This window comes from Stutzerimonas sp. Brlt_14, assembly GCF_051948915.1.
GTDB lineage: Bacteria > Pseudomonadota > Gammaproteobacteria > Pseudomonadales > Pseudomonadaceae > Stutzerimonas > Stutzerimonas stutzeri.
In genome coordinates this window covers 1-14,840 of sequence record NZ_JAYJLM010000005.1, presented here as the reverse complement: position 1 = coordinate 14,840, position 14,840 = coordinate 1, and the positions used below count along the sequence as shown (strand labels likewise).

The 14,840-nt window shown below is 63.2% G+C and carries 16 protein-coding genes; 10 read left to right on the top strand and 6 right to left on the bottom strand.

Features of this window, described 5'->3' with window-relative positions; all coding sequences use genetic code 11:
- Nucleotides 1-7: 7 nt before the first annotated feature.
- On the bottom strand, nt 8-595 hold the full coding sequence (locus VF716_RS13155) for a sigma-E factor negative regulatory protein (protein WP_014596050.1): 588 nt from the start codon (nt 593-595) through the stop codon (nt 8-10).
- 31 nt (nt 596-626) lie between these two features.
- Entirely contained in the window at nt 627-1,208 is a 582-nt protein-coding gene (gene rpoE / locus VF716_RS13150) for an RNA polymerase sigma factor RpoE (RefSeq protein ID WP_003282114.1), read from the bottom strand.
- Nucleotides 1,209-1,555: 347 nt separating this feature from the next.
- Between rpoE and nadB the strand changes: the two genes are divergently transcribed.
- Nucleotides 1,556-3,172 (top strand): L-aspartate oxidase, encoded by a 1,617-nt coding sequence (nadB, locus tag VF716_RS13145; RefSeq protein ID WP_230486049.1) that lies wholly within the window; start codon nt 1,556-1,558, stop codon nt 3,170-3,172.
- Here the strand turns inward: nadB and VF716_RS13140 are convergent.
- Both VF716_RS13140 and VF716_RS13135 read right to left on the bottom strand, forming a co-directional pair.
- Nucleotides 3,141-3,596: a protein YgfX gene (locus tag VF716_RS13140; RefSeq protein ID WP_049325603.1), complete on the bottom strand. Its 456-nt coding sequence runs from the start codon at nt 3,594-3,596 to the stop codon at nt 3,141-3,143. The two genes, nadB and VF716_RS13140, sit on opposite strands and share 32 nt — an antisense overlap.
- On the bottom strand, nt 3,580-3,834 hold the full coding sequence (locus tag VF716_RS13135) for an FAD assembly factor SdhE (protein ID WP_011912402.1): 255 nt from the start codon (nt 3,832-3,834) through the stop codon (nt 3,580-3,582). The genes VF716_RS13140 and VF716_RS13135 overlap by 17 nt, the downstream gene beginning before the upstream one ends.
- A gap of 146 nt (nt 3,835-3,980) precedes the next feature.
- Here VF716_RS13135 and ygfZ point away from each other — a divergent pair, with 146 nt between their 5' ends.
- The 3 genes from ygfZ (at nt 3,981) to VF716_RS13120 (ending at nt 6,530) form a co-directional block, all read left to right on the top strand.
- A complete protein-coding gene (gene ygfZ / locus VF716_RS13130; protein WP_013982073.1) occupies nt 3,981-4,928 on the top strand; it encodes a CAF17-like 4Fe-4S cluster assembly/insertion protein YgfZ in 948 nt (315 codons plus the stop codon).
- Nucleotides 4,929-5,035: 107 nt separating this feature from the next.
- Nucleotides 5,036-5,872, top strand: a complete 837-nt coding sequence (locus VF716_RS13125; protein WP_011912400.1) for an HDOD domain-containing protein — start codon at nt 5,036-5,038, stop codon at nt 5,870-5,872.
- Nucleotides 5,873-6,014: 142 nt separating this feature from the next.
- Nucleotides 6,015-6,530 (top strand): DUF4142 domain-containing protein, encoded by a 516-nt coding sequence (locus VF716_RS13120; protein WP_111481677.1) that lies wholly within the window; start codon nt 6,015-6,017, stop codon nt 6,528-6,530.
- 36 nt (nt 6,531-6,566) lie between these two features.
- Here VF716_RS13120 and ung read toward each other — a convergent pair whose 3' ends face one another.
- Entirely contained in the window at nt 6,567-7,262 is a 696-nt protein-coding gene (gene ung, locus VF716_RS13115) for a uracil-DNA glycosylase (RefSeq protein WP_013982071.1), read from the bottom strand.
- 250 nt (nt 7,263-7,512) lie between these two features.
- On the opposite strand from ung, the gene VF716_RS13110 reads away from it, so the two are divergent.
- The 3 genes from VF716_RS13110 (at nt 7,513) to VF716_RS13100 (ending at nt 10,872) form a co-directional block, all read left to right on the top strand.
- Nucleotides 7,513-8,757, top strand: coding sequence for an ABC transporter substrate-binding protein (locus VF716_RS13110; protein WP_440552743.1), 1,245 nt, complete (start codon nt 7,513-7,515; stop codon nt 8,755-8,757).
- 156 nt (nt 8,758-8,913) lie between these two features.
- Nucleotides 8,914-9,732, top strand: a complete 819-nt coding sequence (locus tag VF716_RS13105) for an enoyl-CoA hydratase (protein WP_049325600.1) — start codon at nt 8,914-8,916, stop codon at nt 9,730-9,732.
- 33 nt (nt 9,733-9,765) lie between these two features.
- On the top strand, nt 9,766-10,872 hold the full coding sequence (locus VF716_RS13100) for an enoyl-CoA hydratase/isomerase family protein (RefSeq protein ID WP_111481675.1): 1,107 nt from the start codon (nt 9,766-9,768) through the stop codon (nt 10,870-10,872).
- Nucleotides 10,873-10,879: 7 nt separating this feature from the next.
- Here VF716_RS13100 and VF716_RS13095 read toward each other — a convergent pair whose 3' ends face one another.
- Nucleotides 10,880-11,302 carry a hypothetical protein gene (locus tag VF716_RS13095; protein ID WP_125866628.1) on the bottom strand — a complete coding sequence of 141 codons (423 nt, stop codon included), beginning with the start codon at nt 11,300-11,302 and terminating at the stop codon, nt 10,880-10,882.
- Between the two features lie 231 nt (nt 11,303-11,533).
- Between VF716_RS13095 and rsxA the strand changes: the two genes are divergently transcribed.
- The 3 genes from rsxA to rsxC all read left to right on the top strand — a co-directional run.
- Nucleotides 11,534-12,118 (top strand): electron transport complex subunit RsxA, encoded by a 585-nt coding sequence (gene rsxA / locus VF716_RS13090; RefSeq protein ID WP_011912394.1) that lies wholly within the window; start codon nt 11,534-11,536, stop codon nt 12,116-12,118.
- On the top strand, nt 12,115-12,690 hold the full coding sequence (gene rsxB, locus VF716_RS13085) for an electron transport complex subunit RsxB (protein ID WP_011912393.1): 576 nt from the start codon (nt 12,115-12,117) through the stop codon (nt 12,688-12,690). The genes rsxA and rsxB overlap by 4 nt, the downstream gene beginning before the upstream one ends.
- Nucleotides 12,687-14,840, top strand: a 2,154-nt coding sequence (gene rsxC / locus VF716_RS13080) for an electron transport complex subunit RsxC (protein WP_440552742.1), incomplete at its 3' end; no start/stop codon positions are given. The genes rsxB and rsxC, both read left to right, overlap by 4 nt.

Genomic DNA, 14,840 nt, shown 5'->3' with positions numbered 1-14,840 from the left:
TTTCTCCCTAACGTTCTTCCATGCTGGCCGCACGAGCGTACGGCAGCGCGCTCTCCGATCCGGTGCCAAAGGCAGCCTGCTGTGCATGCTGACGAACATAAGAAGGCAGACGCTCCTCATGCCAACGCTCTACCGGTGCTGACTCCGCTGTCTGCGCGGGCAGCTCGGCCTGCTCGCTGTAACCAGCCAGCACCGTCGGCCCCTGATTGGCCTGCGGGACGGAGATGGTCGGCTGCGGCGCTTGCTGGGCAAGCTGCGGACCGGCAACTTCGTTCTGATTGTACAGGCGTACACCAGCCAGAACAGCTACCGTGACCGAAGCCGCTACCGCGAGACGCCCGAGACTTCTCCAGCCGGTACGCTGCTGCTCCTTGACCGGAGCAGCCTCGTCGGCCAGCGCAGCCGATACCGCAGCTGCGATGTCCAGGCGCGGCTCGATCAGTTCCTTGTGCATTGCGGCACGAGCGAGCTGATAACGCGACCAGGTGGCACGCAGCTCGGGGTTGTCGCCTGCGAGTACGCGACGTAATTCCAACTCGTCCGCTTCGTTATCCATCACCGCGGACAGCGATTCATGCAGGGCTTCACGACTCATGGCGGTTCCTCTCTTGGCTGTCGCCGCTGTCTCAGGATTCATGCAACAAGGGTTGCAACGCTTTATCTATGGCTTCACGCGCCCGGAAGATCCGAGAACGTACTGTGCCCACCGGACACTGCATGACGCTCGCAATGTCTTCATAACTAAGACCATCAAATTCGCGCAGTGTTAGAGCCGTACGCAAATCTTCTGGCAAAAGTTGAATGGTTCGATGAACGGTATCTTCTATCTCATCCCTGAGCAGCGAGCGTTCCGGTGACTCGATGTCCTTGAGGGCGTGATCGCCTTCGTAGAACTCGGCATCCTCGGAGCTCACATCACTGTCCGGCGGACGCCTTCCGCGCGCCACCAGATGATTCTTCGCCGTGTTGATGGCGATGCGGTACAGCCATGTATAAAAGGCGCTGTCCCCGCGAAAATTGGCGAGTGCGCGATAGGCTTTGATAAACGCCTCTTGCGCGACGTCCTGAGCTTCGTGGGAGTCATGTACGAACCGTACGATCAACCCAAGGATCTTGTGCTGGTACTTCATCACCAGCAGATCAAACGCCCGCTTGTCCCCACGCTGCACTCGTTCAACCAGTTGCTGGTCCTGCTCCTGAGTCAGCATGAACGCTCCTCCTTGTCGGAGCAGCGTCGCTCACACCAGTGAACCGACCTGCCAGAATAGACCCGGGCTTTACGCAAAAGTTCTCCCCCCTCCTAGCAAGCTATCCTGCAATACCTGACGGCGATTGCACCACAGCGTTGCGCCAGATTTGCTGACGACGCCGTCCTGGTGTCCATAGCAAACTCGCACCGCCCATTCACGATGGCCAGCTGGTTTGCATTCATAACTGCCTATTGAGCTGTCCGCCGACGAAAAAGTTCCGTTCGTTAGAAGACAACTGCACAGTCATCTATTTTGGCGCTACATCCCGTCTATATACTAGGGTTCGTTTTTCCGCGGAAATGGACATGAACCAGGTTCTTCGATACGACGTGCTGGTCATCGGCAGCGGTGCCGCCGGCCTTACCCTCGCGCTCAACCTTCCGTCCGACCTGCGCATTGCGGTACTGAGCAAGGGCGACCTGTCCAATGGCTCCACCTATTGGGCTCAGGGCGGAGTTGCTGCGGTCCTGGACACCACCGACACCGTGGAATCCCATGTCGCCGATACGCTGGTGGCTGGCGGCGGACTGTGCCGCGAAGACGCCGTACGCTTCACCGTCGAACACAGCAACGAGGCGATCCAGTGGCTGATCGAGCAGGGCGTACCCTTTACACGCGACGAGGGCCCTGACCGCGAGGATGGCGGTTTCGAGTTCCACCTGACTCGCGAAGGCGGCCATAGTCACCGGCGGATCATCCATGCCGCCGACGCCACTGGCGCCGCCATCTTCAACACCCTGCTCGGCCAGGCCAGGCAGAAGGACAACATCGAACTGCTGCAGCAGCGTGTCGCGGTCGATCTGATTACCGAGCATAAGCTGGGCCTGCCGGGCAGGCGTTGCCTGGGTGCCTATGTGCTCAACCGCAACACGGGCGAGGTCGAAACCTTTCAGTCTCGCTTCGTCGTGCTGGCCACGGGCGGTGCCGCGAAGGTCTACCTGTACACCAGCAACCCCGACAGCGCGTGCGGCGACGGCATCGCCATGGCCTGGCGCGCAGGCTGCCGAGTAGGCAACCTGGAATTCAACCAGTTCCATCCCACCTGTCTCTATCACTCACAGGCCAAGAGCTTCCTGGTTACCGAAGCGCTGCGCGGCGAAGGCGCACTGCTCAGGCTGCCCAATGGCGAGCGCTTCATGCCCCGCTTCGACCCCCGCGAAGAACTGGCTCCGCGCGACATCGTCGCGCGCGCAATCGACCACGAGATGAAACGGCTGGGTATCGACTGCGTCTATCTGGACATCAGCCACAAGCCCGCCGACTTCGTCAAAAGCCACTTCCCCACCGTCTACGAACGTTGCCTGGAATATGGCATCGATATCACCACCCAGCCGATCCCGGTCGTTCCGGCGGCGCACTACACCTGCGGTGGCGTGGTCGTGGATCAGGCCGGCCGCACCGACATTCCCGGGCTCTACGCGATCGGCGAAACCAGTTTCACCGGCCTGCATGGCGCCAATCGGATGGCCAGCAACTCGCTGCTCGAGTGCTTCGTCTACGGCCGCGCCGCGGCGCAGGACATCGTGCGCGAGCTGCCCCAGATCACCAGCACGGCGACCCTGCCCGCCTGGGATGCCAGCCAGGTCACCGATTCCGACGAAGACGTGATCATCGCGCACAACTGGGATGAGCTGCGGCGCTTCATGTGGGACTACGTCGGCATCGTGCGCACCACCAAACGCCTGATGCGTGCCCAGCATCGCGTGCGCCTGCTGCTGAGCGAGATCGACGAGTTCTATAGCAACTACAAGGTCAGCCGCGACCTGCTCGAGCTGCGCAACCTGGCGCTGGTGGCGGACCTGATGATCCGTTCGGCGATGGAGCGCAAGGAAAGCCGCGGCCTACATTACACCCTCGACTACCCCAACCTGCTTCCCGAAGCCATCGACACTATTCTGGTGCCGCCCACCTACGTCGACTGAATTTCAGACACAGCCGCAGGCGGCGATGCTGCTCGTGCGGCAGTGCATCACAAGGCACGCAGACACTGCTGGCAAGGCGTCGCCCAGGCAAACGAAAGCGCAACACCACCACCAACGGCAGCGCCAGGCTGTCGGGCAGTAACTGAACAGCCTGCCAGCCGTGCCGCTCGCTCCAGAGATGCCAGCCGTGCCCATCATGACGCAGACCGCGCCAGGCATTCGGGTCGGACAACAGGATGTGGCGCGGCAGCGCGAACCAGGCATGCGTCAAACACAGCAGCAGGCAGACCAGCCGTACCGCAGACGGCGCGCCAGACAGCAGAATGGCCGTGAGCGCGCATGCCTGAACGGCTAGATAGAACGCCAGCAGCAGACCGGACGGCCGCCAGTGGCACTCGAAAGGCGGATTACTTGGGCTGGACACGATCGAGGATCATGCGAACCATGCGGCGCAGATCCTCGTCCTCGGGCTCTTCGCGCTGCATGAACCAGCCGAACATGTCCTGATCCTCGCAACTGAGCAGCTTGCGATAACGACGCTGGTCTTCTTCGTCGAGGCCCGGATACACCTCCTTGACGAAAGGCACCAGCAGGACATCCAGCTCCAGCATGCCGCGACGGCTTTGCCAGAACAGACGATTGAGTTCGGATTGCTCAGCCATACATCGGCTCCTTTTGAGAAGGCGCGCATTATAACGACTGCGTTGCGCTGATCAGCCGCTTTTTTCGCCCCGCGGCGAACCCGCCCCACGCAACCGTTTTCGCCAGCCTGCTATGATGCCCACCCGGATTCTGACGACGACTGATCATGACCGACACAGCTTATTTCTGCGTTCTGTCGCATGAAGGCGTCCTTGCCGTACGCGGCCCGGATGCCAGCAAGTTCCTCCAGGGTCAGCTGACCTGCAATCTCAACTACCTCGATGCGCACACCTCCAGCCTGGGAGCACGCTGCACGCCCAAAGGCCGCATGCAGTCGAGTTTCCGCATCGTACCGGAGGGTGACGGGTACCTGCTGGCGATGGCCGGCGAACTGCTGCAACCGCAGCTGGCCGACCTCGCCAAGTACGCAGTTTTTTCCAAGTCTCGCCTGAGCGACGAAAGCGCTGACTGGTGCCGATTCGGCATCGCTGGCGGAGATGGCTCGCTGGTCAGCCTGGGGTTGGATCTATCCCAGGCAGCGGACAGCATCGTGCGCGGCAATGGCCTGATCGCCATCCGACTGCCCGATGGACGCGCCGAACTCTGGGCACCGAAAGCAGAAGCCGAGCAGGTTCGCACCCGCCTGAGCGCGCAGCTTGGCGAGGTGCCGGTCAACCGCTGGCTGCTCGATCAGGTCCGCGCCGGGATCGGCCAGGTCTTTGGCAGCACGCGCGAGCTGTTCATCCCGCAAATGATCAATCTGCAGGCACTCGGCGGCGTGAGCTTCAAGAAGGGCTGTTATACGGGCCAGGAAATCGTGGCTCGCATGCAGTATCTCGGCAAACTCAAACGACGCCTGCAGCACCTGGCCGTCGAAGGTGAACCGGGTGAGCTGCCGGCGCCGGGTGTGGAACTGTTCTCACCTGTCCATAACTCCAGCGTCGGCGAGGTGGTACTGGCGGCGACCAGTGCCGATGGCATCGAATTGCTCGCCGTGGTGCAGGAAGACGCTGCCGCTGACGGCCGACTCTACCTCGGCTCGCCGGATGGCTTGCCGCTGAGCCTGCTCGAGCTGCCCTACAGCCTGAATCCCGACCAGGAAATCCAGCGCTAGTGCGAACCGGAGCCAGAAAGCATTCACCAAAGAGGCGCACCATAGCGGCATGCCAGCCGACAGACAGAAGCGCCCAAGCGACACTGACCGACACATAAAGGAATGACATGAGCACCCTTGCCGAGAAAGTCCAGCGTGAGCTGACCCTTGCGATCGAGAACGATGAACTGGTCCTGCCTACGCTGCCGGAAGTGGCGTTGCGCGTGCGCGAGGCTGCCGAAGACCCCAACATCAGCATTCCCGCGCTGAGCAAGGTGATCGGGAACGATGCCGCCGTTACCGCGCGCATCATCAAGGTGGTCAACAGTCCGCTGCTGCGCAGCAGCCGAGAAATCGACGACCTGCAGATGGCCATCAGCCGTCTGGGCATCAACTACACCTGCAACCTCGCCACGGGCCTGGCGATGGAGCAGATGTTCCAGGCCACCACCGACGTGGTCGACCGAAAGATGCGCGAAGTCTGGAACAAGAGCACCGAGGTCGCCGCGATCAGCCATGTGCTCTGCCGCCACTACACCCGCCTGATGCCAGATCAGGCGACGCTCGCCGGCCTTGTCCACCAGATCGGCATCCTGCCCATCCTGACCTACGCAGAAGAGCACAGCGCGCTGCTGGCGGATTCCTTCAGCCTCAACCATGTGATCGACAAGATCCATCCCATCGTCGGTGAGAAAATTCTGCGCACCTGGGATTTTCCGGATGCCATCGCCTCGGTCGCCGGCCAGTACACGAATTTCCAGCGCGACTCGGACAAGGTCGATTACGTCGACATCGTGCAGGTGGCCACCCTGCAGAGCTACATGGGTACGCAGCATCCCTATGCGCAGCTGGACTGGAGTAGCGTCCCGGCGTTTTCCAAGCTGGGGCTCGACCCAAGCGAGCTGATGCAGGAAGACGAGGACCTGTCCGCAGCCATGGATGCGGCAATGACCATGCTGCAGTAAATCTCTTCACCGCGCCGTTCGCCTGAAAGCGAGGAACCGTCCCCTAGGCACCTAGTCACAAAAAGGGACGGCAATTTCGCCGCATCGCGCCTTGTGCCCCGCCTGCCGGCGGGCATGAGCCAGGTGAAGTAGGAGAACGGCAATGAACAAAACAACCAAGACAATCTTCTCAGGCGCTTTCGCCTTGCTCGTCGGGCTGGCAGCCAACATGGCTCTGGCTGCGGGAGGCGACAACTTCGTCGATGAAGCCTCTGCCAAAGGCATCGCGGAAATCGAGACAGCCAAGATGGCGCTGGAAAAAGGCACATCGGAGGATGTGAAGCAGTTTGCCCAGAAGATGATCGACGACCACACCAAAGCCAATCAGCAGCTCGCACAGCTGGCGCAGCAGAAAGATCTCGAAATGTCGGACGAGGCCACGCTCATGGACAAGGCCAAGGCCATGATCCTGAAACTGCGCGACGGCGAGAATTTCGAAAAGGCCTACGCCAACAACCAGGTCGTCGCCCACGAGCAAACCATCGAGCTGTATCGGGACTACGTAGAGAGCGGCGAGAACGCCGATCTGAAACAGTTCGCTCAGCAGACGCTGCCCAAACTGGAAGAACACCTGACGCACGCCAAGGAGCTGCAGGCCAAGCACGGCGAGCGCAACTGACCCGTCAGACCCGGTGCCCGCCGTGCCGGCATCGGGTCACACCTGCGCCGGAAGCTGCCAATCGATAGGCTGCATGCCCTGCTGCCGAAGGAACTGATTGGCGCGACTGAAGTGACCGTTGCCGATGAAGCCGCGGTGCGCCGATAGCGGCGACGGATGCACGGATTTCAACATCAGATGCCGAGTCGCATCGATCAGCTTTGCCTTCGACTGAGCGTGCGCTCCCCAGAGCATGAACACCAGGTGCGGGCGCCGTTCGCCGACTACCTCGATGATGCGATCAGTGAACTGCTGCCACCCCGCCTTGGCATGCGACCCCGCCAAACCCCGCTCCACCGTGAGCGAGGTGTTGAGCATCAGCACACCCTGCTCTGCCCAGCGCTGCAGGTAGCCATGCTGCGGAATATCCAGATTCAGGTCGCGCTTGAGTTCCTTGAAGATGTTCTGCAGTGACGGCGGCGGCGCCACTCCGGGCTGCACGGAAAAGCACAGGCCATGCGCCTGCCCCGGCCCGTGATAGGGATCCTGACCCAGGATGACCACCTTGACCTGCTCGAGCGGCGTCGAATTGAGCGCGTTGAAGATCATCGGCCCCGGTGGATAGATCGTCTTGCCAGCGGCCTTCTCGCGCCTGAGAAAGGCACCGAGTTCGACCATGTAGGGCTTGTCGAACTCCTCGCGCAGCGCATCCTTCCAGCCTGCCTCGAGCCTGATGCGATCGTCTTGAGTCATGGTCGATTTCCGGTTGGCCAAGCCGCCGAACCCTAAGAAAGCTCGGTGGGGTTGTCAACGACAAAACCGCTCAATCGTTGCGTTGCCGCAATATCAGCCCCCCTCCTTTAGTCATAATCGCGCCTGGCTCACGTACTGACGCAGGCATGGCTTTCGAGCCTCACATAAAGAGTGACGCAAGCCCCAGCCGCAAGGTAAAAAAGCCCACTGCCAATAAACCAATAACAAAAGCGATAACAAGGAACATGCTATGAACCGGATTACCCTTCTGGCACTAGGGCTGGGGTTCTGTCTTGTGGCTCAGGCAGCCGACCCCATCACGCTTGGTCTCAACTATCCCCGTACCGGAAGCTACAAGGAAGAAGGCCTGGCGCAGATGCGCGGTGCGCTGCTGGCCGTCGACGAGATCAACCAGGCCGGCGGCGTGTTGGGTCGCCCGCTGCAGTTGATCAGCCGGAACACTGCCTCGCGCCCGGACAAGGCCATCGCCAACGTCGACAAGATGGCTGATGAAGGCGTTGCGATGCTGTTCGGGGGCGTATCCAGCGCGGTGGCGATTGCCGCCAGCAAGCGCGCCAAGGAGCGGGGCCTCCTCTATTTCGGCACGCTGACGTACTCCAACGACACCACCGGCAAGGATGGGCACCGCTACATGTTCCGCGAGTGCAACAACGCCTGGATGAGTGCACGGGTGCTGGGGCAATACCTGAACGAGAACATGCCGGGCAAGACCTACTTCTACATCACCTCCGACTACACCTGGGGCCACACCAGCGAGAGCTCGCTGCGCCAGGCCACCGGCACCGTCGACACCAGCAAGCACCAGGGTGTGCGCACCGCCTTCCCAGGCGCACGCCTGTCGGACTACCGCGCCGCGCTCGAGAAGGCTGCCAACAGCGGCGCCGAGGTTCTGGTGCTGGTACTGTTCGGCGAGGACATGGTGCGCGCCATGCGCATCGCCGACGAACTCGGCCTGAACAAGAAGATGCAGATTGCCGTCCCCAACCTGACCTTGTCCATGGTCGAACTGGCCGGTCCGGACATCATGCGCGGCGTGCTCGGCACCGAGCCCTGGACTTGGCGAGTGCCCGAGCTGGAAGGCTCCGAGCGCGGCAAGGCGTTCGTGCGCAACTTCGGCGAGCGCTACCAGACGCACCCCTCCAGCTCGGCCGCATCGGCTTACAGCATCGTCTACCAGTGGGCGGATGCGGTCAGCCGCGCCAAGACCATTGCCAGCGAGCCGGTCATCGCAGCCCTGGAAAACCACAGCTACAGCCTGCTCAAGGGCCAACAGCAGTGGCGAGCGTTCGATCATCAGAACGTCCAGACGGTCTACGCCGTGCGCGTGAAGCCCCGTGAGGAAGTACTCAAGGATCGCTTCAAGCAGGACTACTTCGAGATCGTCCATCGCCTGTCCGGCGAACAGGCGGCGCCTACCCTGGCCGAATGGCAGGAAGAGCGCCGCGCGGCCGGCCAGCCAGCTAGGCTACAGTGAGAGAACCACGGTGCGCACTGGCCCCGCCCAGGCGCACCGTGCCGGTTTCGTGACCGCCCGGAACGCTGCAACCTCGCTGCACTGAAGGACTCTGAAGAGGTGCGACGTACTCCGTCGCCTGTCAGCGGAGCCCAGAACCGCCACGAGGATTCGACCATGAGCACTGCCGTAGAGCCCTACCAGGCTGGCGTCTTCGACCTGACCCACAAGCTGACCGTGGAAAAGCACGGCCACACCGCGCTCATCACCATCAACCATCCGCCCGCCAATACCTGGGACCGCGAGTCGCTGATCGGACTCAAGCAGGTCATCGACCATCTCAACCATGATGACGACATCTACGCACTGGTGATCTGCGGCCAGGGTGAGAAGTTCTTCAGCGCGGGGGCGGATCTCAAACTGTTTGCCGACGGGGATCGCAACCGGGCCCGCGAAATGGCTCGGCGCTTCGGCGAGGCATTCGAAGCGCTACGCGAGTTCCGCGGCGTGTCGATTGCCGCGATCAACGGTTTCGCCCTCGGTGGAGGCCTGGAATGCGCGCTGGCTTGCGACCTGCGGATCGCCGAACAGCAAGCGCAGATGGGGCTTCCGGAAGCCTCGGTCGGACTGCTGCCCTGTGCCGGTGGCACCCAGGCATTGGCCTGGCTGGTGGGCGAAGGCTGGGCCAAACGGATGATTCTCTGCGGCGAGCGCATCACTGCGGACACCGCACTGCGCATCGGTCTTGTGGAACAGGTGGTGGAGCAAGGGCAGTCACGCGGCCACGCCCTGCTGCTCGCCTCCCGTGTCGCTCGGCAGAGTCCGGTGGCCGTACGCGCGATCAAGCCCCTGATCAATGGCGCACGCCAACGCATCCCGGACACCTTCGCCGCCGCTGAGCGGGAAGCCTTCGTCGAGCTGTTCGAAGCCGAGGACACGCTTGAGGGCGTCAATGCCTTCCTGGAAAAGCGCGACCCACGCTGGCGCAACCGATAATCCACGGCAACCCCGCAGGCGACGAGGATCCCCATGAAGGTCACGTTCGAAGATCGCCCGGCGCTGCACGGAACGCGGATCGCCATCGCCACTCTGGACGCCCCACGGCAACTCAACGCGCTGAGTCTGCCGATGATCGAAGCCCTGCTCGACCAGTTCCATCGCTGGGCAACCGACCCCGCCGTGGTCTGTGTACTGCTGCGTGGCAACGGCCCGAAAGCGTTCTGCGCCGGTGGCGATGTGCGCAAGCTGGCGGAGGCATGCCGATCCGAGCCCGGCACGATACCGTCGCTCGCCGAACGCTTCTTCGCCGACGAGTACCGTCTGATCCATCGAATGCATGACTACCCCAAGCCGCTGATCTGTTGGGGCCATGGCTATGTCATGGGCGGCGGCATGGGCCTGCTACAGGCCGGCACCTTTCGCATCGTCACACCGGACAGCCGCCTGGCGATGCCGGAGGTTTCCATCGGCCTGCACACGGATGTCGGCGCCAGCTGGTTCCTGCCACGCCTGCCCGGCCGGCTGGGCCTGTTTGTCGCCCTCACCGGTACACAGATCAACGCGCGCGATGCGCTGGACCTCGACCTCGCCGATCGCTGTCTGCGCGAAGATCAGCAGACCGAGCTGCTGGACGGCCTGGTGCAGATCAATTGGCAAGAGCAGGCCGACAGCCAGCTGCACAGCCTGCTGCGAGCACTCGGCCGACAGGCCGCCGAGCGGCTGCCGGATGCCCGGTTGCTGCCACGGCGCACACGGATCGACGAGCTGCTGGACGTGGCTGAACTACCCCATGCGTGGCAGGCATTGACCGCCCTCCAGAGCGACCGCGACGAGCTGCTCGCCGAATCCGCCCATGCTCTCAGCACGGGCTGCCCCCTTAGCGCTCATATTGTCTGGCAGCAACAGCGGCGTGCCCGGAAACTGTCGCTGAGCCAGGCGCTGCAAATGGAATATGCACTCAGCCTCAACTGCTGCCGTCACCCCGAGTTCGCCGAAGGCGTTCGGGCGCGCCTGATCGACAAGGACCGGCAACCGCACTGGCGCTGGCCAGACGTCCACCAGGTGCCGCAGGCAGTGGTCGACGCCCACTTCGAGCCAACATGGAGCGGTGCGCACCCGCTCCTGGATCTGCCCTGAAGCACACTCAGCGCCGATACTGCTGGTAGCGCCCGTCCCGCTCGTAGTGCGGCCGCAGCCGATAGTCGCGGCCATCACGAATAACGTGTGGCCGCTGATGGCGATGCTCCTGACGCCAGTGGTCGCGGCGCTCGAAGCCGCGATGACGGTCGTAATACTGCGGTGGCAGCTGGCTCTGATAGCGCGGCGGCAGGTTGCGCGGGTACTGCGGATAGTGCGAATAGGGGCTGCGCGGATCGTACTGATGCGGACGGCTTTCGTGCCGATAGCCACGGCTGTAGCCCTGGCCGTAGCCGGCACTATAACCATGGTTGTAATAGCGGGGGCTTTCAGCCTGGAACACCCAGACGCCGTCTCGCCGATCCGCCTGCGCCTGCAGGCTCGCCCCCAGGCCGAGGCACAGCAGGACCAACAATGATCGAATGCTCATGAGAACACCTCCGATGGTGTCATGGACCCCAGCTCATCAGACCACAACCAGCGGCCAGCTGCTGAAACGGCGGACAACCGGCGGCCATGTAGCGTCTGGACCCGCTCCAGATGTCGCCGGATCAGCGCGACCGGCTGCCGCAGCTTGTATGCCCGCCGCCGCTTCCCGATAATAGCGGCCCTTTAGCCCCACGGCTCTCGCAGAGCGCGACGGAACGGGAACAGACCCTAGATGACCGAACTCGCCCTGATCATGGTTAGCGCCATTCTGGTCAACAATTTCGTGCTGGTGCAGTTCCTCGGTCTGTGCCCGTTCATGGGCGTGTCGAAGAAGATCGAGACGGCCATCGGCCTGTCGCTGGCGACCACCTTCGTGTTGACCCTGGCAGCGATGTGCAGCTATCTCGTTCAGCAGTACGTGCTCAAGCCGCTGGACCTGGAATTCCTGCGCACCATCAGCTTCATCCTGGTGATCGCCGTAACCGTCCAGTTCACCGAAATGGTGGTAAACAAGACCAGCCCGCTGCTCTATCGCGTGCTCGGCATCTTCCTGCCGCTGATCACCACCAACTGCATCGTCCTAGGCGTGGCCCTGCTCAACGCCAACAAGGCCGAGTTCACCTTCCTGACCGCCACCGTGAACGGCTTCGCCGCGGGGCTGGGCTTTTCCCTGGTGCTGGTGCTGTTCGCCGCCATGCGTGAGCGCATCGCCATTGCCGATGTGCCCAGATCGTTCCAGGGCGCGGCGATCGGCATGATCACCGCCGGCCTCATGTCGCTGGCCTTCATGGGCTTCACCGGACTGATCAAGCTATGAGTGCGGTTCTCATCGCAGTGCTTGCACTGCTCGCCCTGTGCCTGCTTGGCGGTGCCATCCTCGGTTTCGCCGCCGTGCGCTTTCGCGTCGAGGGCGACCCCATCGCCGAGCAGATCAATGCCTTGCTGCCGCAGACCCAGTGCGGCCAGTGCGGCTACCCGGGCTGCAAGCCCTACGCCGAGGCCATCGCCGGCGGCGACAAGATCAACAAGTGCCCGCCGGGCGGCGAAGCGACCATCCAGGCGCTGGCCGACCTGCTCGATGTCGAGCCGGAACCGCTGGATGCCGAAGGCGGCGAGAAACCGCAGATGGTGGCCTATATCCGCGAAGCCGAATGCATCGGTTGCACCAAGTGCATCCAGGCCTGCCCGGTGGACGCCATCGTCGGCGCCGCACGGCAGATGCACACCGTCATCATCTCCGAGTGCACCGGCTGCGACCTCTGCGTCGAGCCCTGCCCGGTGGATTGCATCGACATGATCGAGGTCGGCAGCAACCTGCAGAGCTGGAAGTGGAACCGGCCGCTGGCGCCCGGCCAGCTGATCGCGACTGACCGGGAGCAGGCGGCATGACCTCACTAAAGGTATGGGACATCCACGGCGGCATCCATCCGCCAGAGCACAAGGAGCTGTCCAACCGCACCCCGATCCAGCCGGCGCCACTGCCCAAGCGCCTGATTCTGCCGCTGGCGCAGCACCTTGGCGCGCCCGCCGAACCCTGTGTGACGCTCGGCGAGCACGTGCTCAAGGGCCAGCAGATCGCCGTCGCCAGCGGCTTCGTCAGCGCCGCGCTCCATGCGCCGACATCCGGCGTGGTCAGCTTCATCGGCCCGCAGCCCTACCCACACGTTTCAGGCATGCTCGCCAATGCGATCGTCATCGATAGCGATGGCGAGGACCGCTGGATCGAGCTCGAGCCCCACCTCGATTATCGTGCGCTGGAGCGTCCGGCGCTGCTCGAGCTGATTCGTCAGGCTGGTATCAGCGGCCTCGGCGGTGCAGGCTTTCCGACGGCAGTCAAGCTGACCCCGCCACCGACACAGCGCATCCGCACGCTGATCATCAACGGTACCGAGTGCGAGCCGTACATCACCGCCGACGATCTGCTGATGCGCGAGAAAGCCGCCGAACTGGTGGCGGGTATCGAAATCCTCGCGCACCTGATCCAACCGCAGGCCGTGCTGATCGGCATCGAGGACAACAAACCCGAGGCCATCGCCGCGGTGCGCGCCGCCATCGGGGAGCGCCCCTTCGTGCTCAAGGTCTTTCCGACCAAGTACCCCTCCGGCGGCGAGAAACAGCTGATCCAGATCCTCACGGGTGAAGAGGTGCCCAGCGGTGGCCTGCCGGCGGACATCGGCATGCTCTGCCAGAACGTCGGCACCTGCGTTGCCATCCATGACGCCGTGCTGCTCGGCAAGCCGCTGATCTCGCGAATCACCACCCTCACCGGCGAAGCATTGGCACGCCCGATGAACGTCGAGGCGCTGATCGGTACTCCGGCCGGAGAACTGCTGGCGTTCGCCGGACTCGAGCAGAACAGGCTCAACCGTCTGATCATGGGGGGACCGATGATGGGCTTTACCCTGCCATCCCTCGACGTGCCGGTGATCAAGACCACCAACTGCCTGCTCGCCAGCACGCTCGAAGAGCTGCCTCCGCCGCCACCAGCGCTGCCCTGCATCCGCTGCGGCGAGTGCGCCGAGGCCTGTCCGGTGAGCCTGCTGCCGCAGCAGTTGCATTTCTTTGCACTGGGCCAGGAGCATGAGCAGCTCAAGGCCCACCATCTGTTCGACTGCATCGAGTGTGGTGCCTGCGCCTACGTCTGCCCGTCGAACATCCCGCTGGTGCAGTACTACCGCGCCGCCAAGGCCGAGATCCGCGAGCTGGAGCAGAAGCAGCAGAAGGCCGAGCATTCCAAGCAGCGCTTCGAACTGCGCCAGGAGCGCCTGCGCCGTGCCGAGGAACAGAAGGAAGCCGAGCGCAAGGCCCGCGCCGAGCGCGCCGCACGCGCCAAGGCGGCGCAGGGCGAAAGCGCGCAAGTGGTCTCTGATACCACCGCTGCGACCCCGAGCGCAGCGCCCAAGTCGGGGCTCTCGGAGACCCAGAAGAAACTGAAGATCGAAGCCAGCATGGCTCAGGTCGCACTGAAGAAGGCCGAAAAGCAGCTCGCCGCACACGACACACCCGAACTGCAAGCCCAGGTCGCCGATCTGCGCAAGGCCGCCGAAGCGGCGCAGCAGGCGCTCGATGCCGTCATGCAGGAAAGTGCCAGCGCAGCACCTACCGTCAGCCCAGCGGACGACGAGGCGCTGAAGAAGGCCAAGATCGAAGCCGCCATGCTCAAGGCGCAGATCCGCAAGCTGGAAAAGCTCGAAGCGCCGGACGACGACCAGCAGGCCGAGCTCGCTCGTCTGCGTCAGCAGCTGCACGAAGCCGAACAGACCTTGGCAGCCGCGCAGAGCACCGCGCCCGCTCCTGCCGCTAAGCCAGCGGATGACGAGGCGCTGAAAAAGGCCAAGATCGAAGCCGCCATGCTCAAGGCGCAGCTCCGCAAGCTGGAAAAGCTCGAAGCACCGGACGACGACCAGCAGGCCGAGCTCGCTCGTCTGCGTCAGCAGCTGCACGAAGCCGAACAGACCTTGGCAGCCGCGCAGAGCGCCGCGCCCACTCCCGCCGCCCAGCCAGCGGATGACGAGGCGCTGAAAAAGGCCAAGATCGAA

Excerpts from the sequence above, each read along its gene's own strand:
- ygfZ (WP_013982073.1), top strand. The coding sequence starts at position 3,981 with ATGACCGACACAGCTTATTTCTGCGTTCTGTCGCATGAAGGCGTCCTT.
- VF716_RS13110 (WP_440552743.1), top strand. The coding sequence starts at position 7,513 with ATGAACCGGATTACCCTTCTGGCACTAGGGCTGGGGTTCTGTCTTGTG.
- VF716_RS13125 (WP_011912400.1), top strand. The coding sequence starts at position 5,036 with ATGAGCACCCTTGCCGAGAAAGTCCAGCGTGAGCTGACCCTTGCGATC.
- rpoE (WP_003282114.1), bottom strand. The coding sequence starts at position 1,208 with ATGCTGACTCAGGAGCAGGACCAGCAACTGGTTGAACGAGTGCAGCGT.
- VF716_RS13105 (WP_049325600.1), top strand. The coding sequence starts at position 8,914 with ATGAGCACTGCCGTAGAGCCCTACCAGGCTGGCGTCTTCGACCTGACC.
- rsxA (WP_011912394.1), top strand. The coding sequence starts at position 11,534 with ATGACCGAACTCGCCCTGATCATGGTTAGCGCCATTCTGGTCAACAAT.
- nadB (WP_230486049.1), top strand. The coding sequence starts at position 1,556 with ATGAACCAGGTTCTTCGATACGACGTGCTGGTCATCGGCAGCGGTGCC.
- VF716_RS13095 (WP_125866628.1), bottom strand. The coding sequence starts at position 11,302 with ATGAGCATTCGATCATTGTTGGTCCTGCTGTGCCTCGGCCTGGGGGCG.
- VF716_RS13120 (WP_111481677.1), top strand. The coding sequence starts at position 6,015 with ATGAACAAAACAACCAAGACAATCTTCTCAGGCGCTTTCGCCTTGCTC.
- ung (WP_013982071.1), bottom strand. The coding sequence starts at position 7,262 with ATGACTCAAGACGATCGCATCAGGCTCGAGGCAGGCTGGAAGGATGCG.
- VF716_RS13155 (WP_014596050.1), bottom strand. The coding sequence starts at position 595 with ATGAGTCGTGAAGCCCTGCATGAATCGCTGTCCGCGGTGATGGATAAC.
- VF716_RS13100 (WP_111481675.1), top strand. The coding sequence starts at position 9,766 with ATGAAGGTCACGTTCGAAGATCGCCCGGCGCTGCACGGAACGCGGATC.
- VF716_RS13135 (WP_011912402.1), bottom strand. The coding sequence starts at position 3,834 with ATGGCTGAGCAATCCGAACTCAATCGTCTGTTCTGGCAAAGCCGTCGC.
- rsxB (WP_011912393.1), top strand. The coding sequence starts at position 12,115 with ATGAGTGCGGTTCTCATCGCAGTGCTTGCACTGCTCGCCCTGTGCCTG.